This window comes from Acinetobacter rudis, from assembly GCF_031157835.1.
Classification (GTDB): domain Bacteria; phylum Pseudomonadota; class Gammaproteobacteria; order Pseudomonadales; family Moraxellaceae; genus Acinetobacter; species Acinetobacter rudis_A.
Window position 1 is genome coordinate 70886 of sequence record NZ_JAVIDR010000005.1, and the last position, 13584, is coordinate 84469.

Annotated in this window: 7 protein-coding genes; 2 read left to right on the top strand and 5 right to left on the bottom strand. The window is 38.7% G+C overall.

What is annotated here, in order from left to right; genetic code table 11:
* The 4 genes from rpsO to RFH42_RS07155 all read right to left on the bottom strand — a co-directional run bounded on the left by rpsO (nucleotide 1) and on the right by RFH42_RS07155 (nucleotide 10228).
* Nucleotides 1–270 (bottom strand): 30S ribosomal protein S15, encoded by a 270-nt coding sequence (gene rpsO / locus RFH42_RS07140; protein ID WP_308974910.1) that lies wholly within the window; start codon nucleotides 268–270, stop codon nucleotides 1–3.
* 711 nt (nucleotides 271–981) lie between these two features.
* Complete coding sequence (gene recD / locus RFH42_RS07145) at nucleotides 982–2748, bottom strand: exodeoxyribonuclease V subunit alpha (protein ID WP_374990821.1); 1767 nt, start codon at nucleotides 2746–2748, stop codon at nucleotides 982–984.
* 79 nt (nucleotides 2749–2827) lie between these two features.
* On the bottom strand, nucleotides 2828–6544 hold the full coding sequence (locus RFH42_RS07150) for a UvrD-helicase domain-containing protein (RefSeq protein ID WP_308974912.1): 3717 nt from the start codon (nucleotides 6542–6544) through the stop codon (nucleotides 2828–2830).
* Between the two features lie 3 nt (nucleotides 6545–6547).
* On the bottom strand, nucleotides 6548–10228 hold the full coding sequence (locus RFH42_RS07155; RefSeq protein ID WP_308974913.1) for an exodeoxyribonuclease V subunit gamma: 3681 nt from the start codon (nucleotides 10226–10228) through the stop codon (nucleotides 6548–6550).
* Nucleotides 10229–10607: 379 nt separating this feature from the next.
* On the opposite strand from RFH42_RS07155, the gene RFH42_RS07160 reads away from it, so the two are divergent.
* The gene (locus RFH42_RS07160) at nucleotides 10608–11120 is read left to right on the top strand and encodes a hypothetical protein (protein WP_308974914.1); all 513 of its coding nucleotides are present in this window, start codon (nucleotides 10608–10610) and stop codon (nucleotides 11118–11120) included.
* 16 nt (nucleotides 11121–11136) lie between these two features.
* Here the strand turns inward: RFH42_RS07160 and pap are convergent, their stop codons facing one another.
* A complete protein-coding gene (gene pap / locus RFH42_RS07165) occupies nucleotides 11137–12567 on the bottom strand; it encodes a polyphosphate:AMP phosphotransferase (protein WP_308974915.1) in 1431 nt (476 codons plus the stop codon).
* A 253-nt stretch (nucleotides 12568–12820) separates the two neighbouring features.
* On the opposite strand from pap, the gene RFH42_RS07170 reads away from it, so the two are divergent.
* A complete protein-coding gene (locus RFH42_RS07170) occupies nucleotides 12821–13534 on the top strand; it encodes an FFLEELY motif protein (RefSeq protein WP_308974916.1) in 714 nt (237 codons plus the stop codon).
* The last annotated feature ends 50 nt before the right edge of the window (nucleotides 13535–13584 follow it).

Genomic DNA, 13584 nt, shown 5'->3' on the forward strand with positions numbered 1-13584 from the left:
TTAACGACGTAGACCTAGAGCAGCGATCAAATCTGTATAGCGAGTTGTATCTTTACCTTTAAGGTAGTCAAGCAACTTACGACGTTGGTTAACCATACGGATCAAACCACGACGGCTATGATGGTCGTGTTTGTGATCTTTAAAGTGACCTTGAAGGCTGTTGATTTGAGCAGTCAACAAAGCAACTTGTACTTCTGGTGAACCAGTGTCATTTTCAGCACGTGCAAATTTAGCAACGATCTCTGCGCGATCTGTGTTAGTTAAAGCCATTCGATTTCTCCGAGATGCTTATATAAAAAAAGATATAAATCAATCAGGTTCTACAACCCTCCTGACTGCCGTGCATCACTACAGCATGTGTACATTTTAAAGGAACTACCCTCAGATTGCAAAACAAGCGTGACATATTTATATGACGCTATTAAGAAATATCAAATAAGATGAAAAACATGAGCAAAATCGTAATCAAATCCAATAACAATACGATAAGAAAAAGCCTTTAAATCGTAACTTAAAGGCTTTTCCGCGCTGAATTTCTTTAATTTATCATTCTACTAATTTCGTTTATGGTTATTCTGAAGTGTTCATTCACTTTGTTCTTCTGCTAAATTAAAACCACCAATAAATAAATACAAAACCATCATGCCATAAATATAATTTATACATAAACTAAAAAATGTTAACTTTATGTAATACAAATAAAGACTAGAAGCTTTTAAAAGCATTAAAAAAGCCTCATAGTCTCTCCCAAAACTATGAGGCTTAGCGGCTGTAAGATTCTTCGTTTATCACTCACTTTCCTGTAAGCTCGCAATCTCTCGATTAATATTGTTCTTATTTGCGATTTTAATCAGCATTCCGTGCTGTACTTCTTATGTATTGGCATCATCTCAAAAAGCACCTTAACTCACTATGGGTAAATTTCTCGAATCGTTGTAAGCATTTACTTACACTACTGTCGTCTGTAAGCAAATATGTGTATCAGATCAATGTATTTATTTTCTCAGCCAATCCACTTTTCCTACATGTTTTTTGTTCTAAACTCTGTGCAAAAGTTTTTGGTTCCACTAATAAACTCACTACTGAACGCGCACGAGTGATAGCAGTATAGAGTAGCTCCTGACTAAGTAGTCGTTTTGCTGCCTGATCAAAAACAACCGCTACATGTCTAAACTCTGAACCTTGTGACTTATGTATTGTCATTGCAAAAGCAGTTTCTAGCGTTTTAGGTAAACGTGTCGCTGCTATCCACAGTTTTAAACTAGGGAAGTACACTTCATATTGCCCCATTTTTTCCCGATGGGTTAAACAAATTCCAACCTCCCCATTGGCTAAACCCAGCTGGTCATCATTTTGCGTCACCATCACTGGACGCCCCAAGTACCAATCTCCTTGTTTGACCCATCTTTCTTGAGAATTTAACAAATGCTGTTCCATTTCTTGATTCAAACGATATAAACCAAAATCACCATGACGAACTGCGACTAAAATTCGATATTGATCAAATCGCCTTATCACCTGATCAAGCATCTCTGGCTGAATTTGGCCTTGCTCAATATACTGTTTTTCAGCTTGATCTAATGCAGAAAAATAAGCTTCAAACCCCCAAGCCAAACGACGATAATAATCTGGTAACTGTTGTGGATTGATATGCTCAGCTAAAAACTCCAACTGAATTTGATCAGCCATATCACGGCTCAGTTCAATATCTTTTAGAGTGCTAGCTGAAACTATAGTCTGCTCAAAATGCTGAATTAACTGAGTAGATGATTGTTTCAGTGTTACCGCAGTTTGAATAAACTGTGCCATTTGACCAATCAAAGCACCTGCTTTAAAGCGTCTACTGGTTACTAAATTAACCCGATTCACCTGCAGGACATCAACCTGTTGCAAATCGGCTAGAACAGCTCCAACATCAACCGAGGCTAATTGATTCGCATCTCCCAACAAAATCAGACGACATGGTGTCGCAATTGCCATAAGTAACTGACTTGCTAGTTGTAAATCCAGCATTGAAGCTTCATCAACCACAATCAGATCATAAGGTAGAGGTTGCTCTACATTGAAACGGGCTGGGCGATGAAAACCTAGTCCCAAAAGTCCGTGCAGTGTAAAAGTATCTAACTCACGCAAGGTCTCATCAACAAGTCCCAATTCATTCAACACTGGATCAGCAAAGGCCAAAGCTAAAGCCTCTTTCATACGCTGAGCAGCCTTACCTGTTGGTGCTGCCATTGCAATACGTAATCCTGGCTGCAAATGATTTAAGACAGCAATAATACGCGCTAAAGTATAAGTTTTTCCTGTACCTGGGCCTCCAGTAATTAAACTCAAGCCCTGACTTGCCACCATTTGTAATGCGGCCTGTTGATGTGGATCTACCAATAAATCCTGATATTTAGACACATCCACTGAAGCAAGTGACTGTTGTTTCAACCGCCAAATATGCTGAGCAACTTGCTGTTCTAACTGCCAGTATCTATAAAGGTATAAATTTTTATCATGATAAATTAAAGGTGCAATCTCAGTGGGTAAATGCACAGCCTCTTGTACAATACCCTCAAGTTGTTTGAGCTCTTCAGCTGGAAAGGAAATACAACTTTCACCTCGTTCCAAAGCCAATAATAAATTTTGAATATAATATACTGCTATTTCTGGCGCTGTTACCCTAAGCTGCTGTACCCAATATTGGCTCAAACGAAGCATCCATTCATTCGCTTCATCAACGAATGCAACTGCATTGTCCACATGGTTATCCTCAAAGTTATCCACAGACTTATCCATTTTCACGCTAATTCAATACTCTATTTTGTAATGATTGACTCTATTAACCAGTTACTCGATGACTAACCTGATTGCCCAAAATTGCATCTAAACGCAAGATAAACTCAACCTCAGGTTGCCAGTAAACATAACCTTGTCTAGTTTGCGTATTCATCCCACGTACATATAAATAACTGGCTCCACCTAAATCTTTTTCAATTTGATAATCTTGTAAATTAACCATCAAATAACGATGCAATGCAACCAAGTATAATGCCGCTTGTAACCAATAGCTGGCATAGGTCATGCTGGTTTCAACAGCATCTTCAACATAATCTGTATAACTTCCACCTAGGAAATTACTTTTATAATCGGCAATGTGATAACGCTGGCCATCAAAGAATACTAAGTCTATTGAACCATTGAGATAACGTACCGCATTAGCCTCATTAAAACGTGGCATATGAATATTATATTCAGCAAAGAGTTGATGAATACGATGTACCCCAAAGCGCTGGTCAGCCAAGGCCATATAAAAAGGAAACTCGTTAAGATAAGTATTAAGCCTTAACTGATTAAGTTGAAAACCATTGTGCAAAGGCGTTGCAAGCACTTGTGCTAGCCACTGTATGATCCACTCAGTCAACTCATGTTCTGCTGAATCTCGTGGACCAAAGTCCTGACTATATTTTTCAAGCAACGCTTGCCAAAGACTTTGATAATTATTTTTAAAGCGACGATGAATAATCAGGGGCCATTGTGACTGATCTTGAAAATCAATTTGTTCAAAAAGCTCATGAATACAATTACCTGCCAAAGCCCCCATAGGGAATTGTGCTTGAATCCAACTAAGAGCTGCTGTCTCGACTCTTAAACCTAAGCCTTGCTGCTTTACATGCACTTCATCATCGGCTTGATTATGATTTAATTCTGCTGCAACCATAGCATCTTGGATTTGTTGTCGACTTAAATGTTGAGCTAAAGCACTAAAGCTGGTTTTTCCTCGAGGGTAAAACTTTTGCGTAGGTTGTGGCTGTGCATATAAAGGTCGTTGTTGTGACTTTTCAGCTTTTAGGGTAATTGGTCTGGCTGTCAAACACGCCTCTAGTTGACTGTATGGATGCTCAAATTGCTGAGGTAATTGACCGCGCCAAAAAGCTAATCCAGTTGTTGATTTAGCCTTTTGATCTTGCAGCATTGCATATACGCGATAACTAGCACGTGTTAATGCAACATACCATAGTCGATGATGTTCAGCCAAAGCTCGACTTTGATGTTGTGCCAAATCTTGCTCAGAAATATATTGTTTTTGATTTACAGCTAAAATACGTTGTTCATGTACTTGGCCAGTCTTAGGATCTTGCTGTTTTTGACTGGAAAAATTAAATGCAGATTGTGCGTCTTGAAAGCTCTTATCTGCACCAAGTAAAAATACAACCTTAAACTCTAAGCCCTTTGATTGATGAATCGTGAGCAACTGCACTCCAGCAGCATTAGATAAACGTCGTTCTAACTCCCACTCTCGCTGTCCTGCTTCGGTGAGTTGTTGCATATACCATTGAGAAAGATGATGCACACCAGCATATTGACGACTATGACGACTTAAAAGTTCACTAATATGCCTTAAATTAACAATCACGCGCTCATTATCACGACTTGGCTGTGCAACCATGTTTTGCCAAATATCAAAGTGACTAAATAAAGCTTGCCAAGTTGCTAAAAACCCTTGAATTTGCCACATTTCACGGAATTGTTCAAAATCAGCAATATAACGACTAAGCCCATCGGTTTCTTGCTCAAGCAATTGCAATTTAGAAAGACTAAAACCCATTAGACGAGTTAATAAAGCACGGCGAATTTTAGCCTCATCATGTGGATGACGAATAGCTGCCAATAAAGCGGCAACATCTTGGGCCAACTGCCCCATAAAAACACTTTTCTTCGCTGGACGATGGTACGCAATACCGAGGAACTCTAAAGCAGCTTGAACTTGATCTAAACCACGATGATTCTTTGAAAGTACAGCAATATCATCAGCTTGTAACGGACGGTTTGCATTTTTTTCAGCAAAATAGAGCTGTCCTTCTATCGCTTGATTTAATAAATCACGAATTTTCCATGCAACTTGTTCTGCCTCTTGTTCTTTATCTTCTAACATCACCCAACGTAGTGGTATAGGATTTTCAATACCCTGATCCACCAATGCAGGATGAGGTCTAGCTCCTGCTTGCACTGGTGTATAACGCACCTCTTCCCCAAAATCCATTTGTCGTTGAAATAAGGCATCAACAACTTCAACCAAGGGGGCAACAGAGCGATGGTTATGCACAAGATTATAAAGTCGACCTTGTTGTGAAAACACATCTTGATGTGCTTTTAAAAAGGTCAACATATCTCCGCCACGAAAACCATAAATCGCTTGTTTTCGATCTCCAACCATAATCATACAGCCCTGCTGTACACGGCTTGGATGACGCCAAATTTGTGCCAACATATCATCTTGGTCTTGGTTGGTATCTTGGAATTCATCAACTAAGATTAATGGAAAACGTGCATGTATAAAGCGTGCGAAATCTTGCCCATTTTCAGCATTCAGTGCTTCGGCTAGACTTCTAATTTGTTCAGAAAAAGTAGTTTCACCTTGCTGTTGTAATCGCTGCGGTAAACGTATTTTCACTTGTGCTGCAATATGAAACTTCAGCTGCATTAGCACATCATCTAAAGCTGTTTCATATTGCTGAAGTATATTCAACACCTTCTGCAAAGTGACAATACACGGATGCTGATAAAAAGCTGATTGTATCTCTGTAGAGGTAGATTTTTTAAATACTTGCTCTGCCTCAACATTTTTAATCAACACATTTAAATCATCTCTTGCTTCTGCAAGTTCAAGATTAAAATAGTAGTTAGCGCCCAATTTCTGCAATTGCCCAACTAACAGAGGTAAGCTATGGGTAAATATACGCTGAAACCGCCCGTTTCTAAATTTACTGCCATTATACTGTGTAGCATAAGCACCACCATCAATGTAGTATTCAGCCAAACCCTGCCACTGCTCAACGGACATCTGCATTAATTCATTAATAGCCATTTGAAATTGCTGATGATCAACAATTTGAGTCTGCGGCTCAACTAACTCTGCTGAGGCAAAATTTAATCGTTGCTCAACCAACGCTAAAAATGCTGATGGTCCCTGTAAGCGTTTACTACTCACCAATATATCAATCAAGGCTTGGTCTTGCTGTTGAATCCATTCACGCAAAATGTCGTGTACTAACTCTAAAATATATTTCTGTGCATCGTCGCTAATATTCGCAACTTCAATTTTTCCACTTTCAAAGCTAAATTCACGCAATAATTTTTGGCTAAAACTATCTAATGTCCCAACAAAAAGCTCATCTAGCTGATCAATAACCAATTTTAAACGTTCACAAGCGTAAGCGATTCGAGCACTAAACAGCTGGAGTACATAAGCATAAAGTGGATCTTGTTCGCTTTTAGCTAAATCCAACACTTGTTTTTCATCCAACTCTCGACAAGCATCAAACATTTTATATGTATCTTGCAATCGTAAACGAATCCGGCTTTTTAACTCTGCTGCTGCTTTACGCGTAAAGGTTGTTGCAATAACTTGGCTAGGTAAGTATTTTTCTAATAAAATCCGCACCATCAAACTAGACAAAGTATATGTTTTCCCTGTGCCAGCAGAGGCTTCAATCCAATGTAAGCCATTAAATTGTATATCTGTAATGGGTTGAGTCGACATTTGAGTCTGTTGCATGTCTTAATCCTCAACCTGATATTGGTATTGATAGATTGGCTGATACAATGCATAACTATAGTGGTCGCAAGCATCTTTCAATAAAGCACAACTATCTTGTTCATGTAAAATGAACTGCCAATCACGGTGTAGCATCGTGGCCTCATTTTGCTCTGGAGCAAAGCTACTAACAAAACGAGCAGCATCTGCTCGCCAGCTACTTAAAAGTCGATCAAAATCTTGTAATTCCCAGCCTGTTTCACTTGCAGTCCAAGTTAATGTTTTCTCCGTTTCCGCAGCCTGTAACAGTAAAGCTGCAGGTAACACTAAAGGCTGTTGCTGAGCATACTCATAAGCTTTAAACCATTCGGCCAAATAACATTCTGCTTGTGTGGTAGTTAAACCCTCACAAATAATAGTGGTATCACTAAAAACCACAATACGGCGGAGTTTCTGGGCTTTGCCATCTTCAAGCTTAAGATAATTGAGCCAAAATAAATAACTTAACCAGACTTGAGCACGTCGTTTAGCTCGAGCACTAGAAGCCTCCAAACTTACCCAATCACTCACATTATGCACAGGTAAGCTTAGATTAATGGTTAAATCAGGTCGCATACGCCACTGTACTTGTGTTGTTACTGTTGGTGACGTTGCATAAGCTTGCAAACGAAGTAACAAAGCTTGCTGTTCTTCAATGCTACTTTGCCACGCACTTTGTCGTACCTTTCCAACAGGTAATTGATCTTGATATAGCGCTGGATCTAAATCAGTTAAGACTGCCATATCTTTTTGAGTTAAATACTGTTTTTGTAAAGCCGCTCGGATATGGTATCGGCCTAAACCATCAAGGAGCAAAGGCTCACTTTGATCAAGATCATCTACTGCCGCAATATTTTCCACACCCAAACACTGTAAATACAAACGTGCAGGAAAAAGAATATCTTGTATCCAATGCTTTGCCTGTAAAACTTTTACTGGCATTGTCTCAATGCTTAAGCTTGTATCGACCCAAGACTGACGCTGTGCATTTGTTTCTTTCGTATACAGCTGTTTTGCCAAATCGAACCAATGATCTTGATAACGTATCTGCTCTTCAACTTGAAAGCCCAGTGGATCGAATGGTTGCAAACTATGAATATGATATAACTGACGAATTTGTGTCGGAATCTCAAGCTCATCTTTAACAATGCTTTGATTATCCTCAACATCTGTCTCTGCTGGCTGACAAATCAAAGCTAAATGTTGACAAAGTTCTTGCACCACACTCGATGGATCACGTGGTTCAGCATCTTGCATATCAAAACCATTATAAAATATCCATACCTGCTGTTGGGCCAGCAAAAGCGCATCTAAAAAAGCCCCCTGATCATCTTCAAGACGAGAGCGGTCACCCAACTGTGGCCGTAACAACTGCATTAAATCAAAAGGAATTTGCTGATTTCGATTTGGAAATGTACCACTATCTAAGTTAAGCATTACAATCAGTTGATAAGGGAGTGGTCGAATCTGCCCTAATTGACAAAAAGTTACCTGCCCTGTTGGTACAGCCTGATCTACCTGCATATCTAAAGTGCTTTGAATTTCATCTAATAAATACGGTAGAGGTAATTGAAACTGATATAGTTTCGACTGTTCTTGCCCAGCATAAAAGCTCGCTAATGTCAGCATAGTCTCTTGCTTCTGTACAATCTCAGCAACGACTTTAAGAACTTCTACTCCAGCCTGTTGATACTCATTAATATCTTGTAGTAGACACCTAAGCCAACGATCCACTGAACGAGCTTGCCCTAATTCATGCAGAATCATCCAATCACGTCTAGATGAAATATCTTGATAAATTTCAATTAGTTTACTCACCAATTCAAAATCATCACGCCCCACCTCTGTACTCGCAAGTACATCTGCGAAAATTCGTTGCTCAGGAATAGCCACCCCTAGCACCAAACGATCCAACGCAAATTTAAAACTATAACGATAGTCTTGATCATCTGCTGGTAAATGGCGGCTCAGTTGTACCTCATCTAAGCCACGTTTAAAACCTGCCTGACTGAGCAAATTCAACATGCGTTCAGTCATATCTATATCTAAACCATAACGGATTTGATTAGCAGACAATGCTAGCCACTCAGCAAACTCGTCAAAACCTAAACGTCCTTGACTAATTTGAATGCGTCCAACAACTGCATACCAAGCATTTTGTACATCTAAAGCGACTACACCAGCAATTTTTACTGGAATAAACACTGAATTCGCCTGTGGTACATGTGGAAAAACATGACGAATTAATGCCTCAGTATCAGCCAAGTTCGGTAGCAAAACCAAAATATCACTTGGTCGACGTGGTTGTTCAAGCGTAGACTGCGCCAGCCATTGACTAAGTTGCTCTTTTAAAACTTCAAGTTGACGTAATGTTGAGTGACAAACATGCAGTTGTATAGACTCATCATCTGCTGCCAAGGAATAGCACTGTGCTACAGGTTCAGCCAAATATAAAATATCGGACTGTATTTGACCCAATAAATGCTTAGGCTGCTCATCTACAAAAGCATCAATCCACTTCCCCTCTTCACCTGAAGATAAGTGAGAGAGTAAAGAGAAGTGATCACGTGCTTGTTTACCAAAACGAGTGAGTAATGGGTGTCTAGACTCACGTACCTCGGCATTAAAATTCATTGTGAATGCCTGAAAAAAATGAGCAATCTCAGCATCATTTGCCTGCGGATGCTTATCAATAAAACGCTGTTTAACTTTCAGGTCATATTGTTTTTTCCAATTTGGATCGACACTATCCGCCCAATACTCTTGCGAGGGGTTGTAGTGCAAGATAAGAATATCAATGTACTGTCCTAAGCGTCTTAAAAAGTTCAGTTGACTTGGTGGAAGCTCAAGTAAAGTAAAAACAATTAATTGTGAAGGTAATTGAGTTAATGCTTTTTTAACTTGGTTTTGATCTGCTAGAACATGCCAAAACTCTTGGTCAATTTGCTCAATATCGGTTAAGTCTTGTTGAAAGCCTTGCTGCCATAACCAACGCTGCCACTGCTCTAATTGCTGCGCTTGCTCTAATTGAAAAGTTGAAAGTTGTTGATCAAATAAGCCAAAGTACTTCTCAATATCTAAAGGCTGATCTTTTCCCCAAATTTGTAACCAGTTAGAAGGACAAGTACATTGTCCTGGTGGACAGGACCTCTGACAATGCCCACGGTATACCATGTAATGACTGAATAATCGTGCAACTTGTTGAGCAATCCAATAAAGCATTCGTTGCTTCTTCAACTGCTTTTCAATGCCATGATCTAGAAGGGCTGCGCTGTCATAAATTCGCTGAATTAAGCGAAATGCAGGATGATTTTCATCTAAATCTATGACATCCGGCTCGATCATTGGTTTTAAGATTTGAAACACTCGCCATTTGATAATCAGACGTGGAATATTCGATTTCCGGACTTTATCCTTATCTTCAAGCAGCTGCTGATAGGCATACCATTGTAAGCCTCGAATACTTTGGTGAAATTGATAGTTAGCACTAATACCTTGATGCTCAGAAATTTTTTGTATTAACCACTGTTCTACTGCGGCTGAGGGAGTTACAAAGTGCTGAGCCTTAAATACTGTAAATACATCACGACTTGAGCGTGTAGTCATATTTACAGTCGCATTTAATAAAACGTCAATACGCTGACTTTGAATAACATGAATCCCCATATTCCCTCGATTTAATACTTAAGCTTTCAACTATGGCAATCAATAACACTCATCTAAACAAAAATCTCTGGACCGAATAATCAATCCTTGTTGTTTTTCTGCATAATCGCTCTAGTATAATCGGCTTTATCTTCATTATTGACAAACAACTATCATGCTTTTGTGAATTCGATAGTAATTCAGCCAATGAGCACTACAATTTAAGCGTGTTATGGTTAAGCTCTTGTGATCAACATTGTATTTTGACCAAAGACTTGAGTGTATTCATTCAAATTGTTTAACTTAGTCTGAGCTAAAACAAAAGTGGGCTAAGTACTAACAGTTCACTTACTGGTAAAAATCACGTATTTTAACCCTTAACTTTATTGTGGGTACTTTCATGAAAATAGATAATATTCCAGATGCAATCGACCCAAACTTAGATTTAGAACGCATTCGTACTGAATGTTTGGCTCTAGTACAAAAACGTGCCTATATTTCTGCTGGCGCTGCAATTGTACCGATTCCTTTTTTTGATGTCCTCATTGATGTCAGTATGCTTTCCATACTTATTCCCGAGGTTAATAATCGCTTTGGTCTATCACCTGAGCAAATCAGTGTTTATGATCCTAAAACGAAACAAGTTCACTGGAATGAATTACGTAAACGTGGCTTCGAGTTCTCTGGTTTTGTCCTTGCACGCACAGCAATAAAAAAATCAATCAATAATTTTGCAACCAAAACTATTACGAAACAAGTAACTAAATTTATCCCCCTGGGAGGACAAATTGTCGCTGCTGGTCTTGGTTATATCATTATGAAAAAGATTGCTCAGGCACATATTGAAGACTGTTATAAGCTTGCCAAAGACATCCGTTCAAAACAACAGATGTCTACAGCACACACCGTATAAAATTAACTTATTGGCTTCAGGCCGATTCATCCGCCTGAAGTCGCTGTAAAATAGTATTTAAAACTTGTATCCGAGCCGTGTATTTATCGTCTGTAGCAATTACATTCCAAGGGGCATAAGAGGTATGTGTTAGCTCTAACATATCTGCTGCGGAGTCTAAATATTCTTTCCAATGGCTACGATTACGCCAGTCATCAGGTGTAATTTTAAAACGTTTATGTGGCATTTCTTCTCGAGATTCAAAACGTTTTGCCTGTTCATCTAAGCTAATCGCCAACCAAAACTTAATCACGAGTGTTTGATTTAAGCTTAGATTTTCCTCAAAACGATTGATCTCATCATACGCTCTTTGCCATTCAGCTGGCTTAGCGTACCCCTCAATCCGTTCAACCAAAACACGACCATACCAAGTACGGTCAAAAATTGAGATGGTGCCATTCCCTTTTAAACGTGTCCAAAACCGCCATAAATAAGGTCGGCGTAGTTCATATTTCTCAGGAACCCCAATACTATAAATCTCATATTCACGTGGATCGAGCTGCTTAACAATACGTTTAATCGCTCCCCCTTTACCTGCAGCATCCATCCCTTCAAATAAAATAAGAATATTGCGGTTATCTTTACGTAACTTACGTGCAACTTTAGCGCTAAGATCTTTTAGCTGATTTTTATATTCTGCCTTATCCATTTTTTCTACAGCAGGACTAAGCAGCTGCTCAGGTACTACATTTTGTTGCCAAGTACTGCCAACTAATTTCGTTTTATGTGGAGGTAACTGCTTCAATACATGCAAAATATACTGTGCAAATAATTGATTACGCATACAACCATCTTCACAATCAATGATGGTCCAATCTTGCGTGAAACGTTTTCTTAAATTTTGCAACATGTCATATTGTTTTTTATTACGCCAATCTAGACCATGTAACTTCTGCCAACGTTGTTGAGAGGCATCAATTTCATCTAATCGTTTTTGTAATGTTTTCCACGAAAGATCAAACCAGATTTTGATGACTTCACAATTATTATTTTTCAAATCGAGTTCAAAAGCACGCATTTGCTCAATATATGCATCATAAACACTATCTGTTAAAGGTCGAGAAACATGACTGACCGTTGCAAGTAAATCGCTATACCAGTTACCAAATAAAATCTGAATCTGCCCTTCACCCGGAATTGAACGTACATAAGGCTGCCAAAAACACTCTTTCTCTGAAAAAAGGTTTGGTGGATCAGCTTTAACCCCTAAGTAACGAGGATCAACCCACTCTCGAAGCTGTTTAACTGCTTCACCTTTACCAGCAAGCTCAATACCACTCACAAGTATGATTAAACTCTTTGCATTATCTCGCCCAGCCGAGTTCAGCAAAGCATATTGTGCTTCTATCAGTTTTAAGGTCAATTCGTCCTTGTCCATAACCTTAAAATGGGTATTATTTTTTAGCATAATGATGTTCAACCAGCGTGTTGAAAATATTTAGAGTTAAAGTTGATCGAAGTGTATAACAACTTTGTAAAATAAAGAATGTATAAAAATTTACCAAACGATACTCTTGGATAAGATTTCAATAAGTCTAAATTAAATTCAATACATTTTTGATTATTACTGACTCAATTTGTTGTTTTTTTTACACATGACCATAGAGATAAAATGCTACAGCTATTATGCTGTGCGAATTATTTGGTCTTTGGTCTTTTATATGTCAAAACTTGCAGCACTTGATGAACTACTACAACAGTACCAACAACTGGCTTATCATCAAGATCCACAGCTCAAGCTTCGCTTAGAACAAGCTCAAGCTTGGCTCAAACAACGGATCGAACGTACTCATCAAGCACTTTTTGCGCAACCAGCAAATCAGCTGATGGCTGAGTACTTTATGAATCGTCTCTATGGTGGTCCTGAGTTTGATGCATTAGCTGCGCAGATTGCACGTTTACTCAAATACGCTCACAAAGCAGAAAAAAAAATCCCCGATACAGCAATTCAAACTGGCGTTAAAAGCATTCAACTCGCCCTTCTGGCCATGCAGCTGGACGAACAAGTTGCGGCTCAATTATTGGCAGACTTTCCAGCTGAACAAACGATTGATGACGAAATGATGCGAGTGACTTTAATCAAGCTCAACCAACAACAAGCACGATTACAACAACTCGCTTTACTTGATGATCTAGGACATAGTTTAGATAAATATCTACGTTCATTTATTTTGTTGACTGCCTTTAAAATGTGTAAAGGAATCGCTCATAAATATCAATTTGACTTAATGTACAGTTTTATTGGTGAAGGATTTGCAGCCATAAAACCTATGAAATCAACCAGTAAATTTTTACAACAGTTTATTGAAAAAGAACGTTTAATCATTGATGCTGTACACAGCGGACACCTTACACCTTTTCAAAATTTCAACTAGAAACTGTATAAAAAACAGCACAACCTTTTGTTGTTTTTGCAGTATATAAT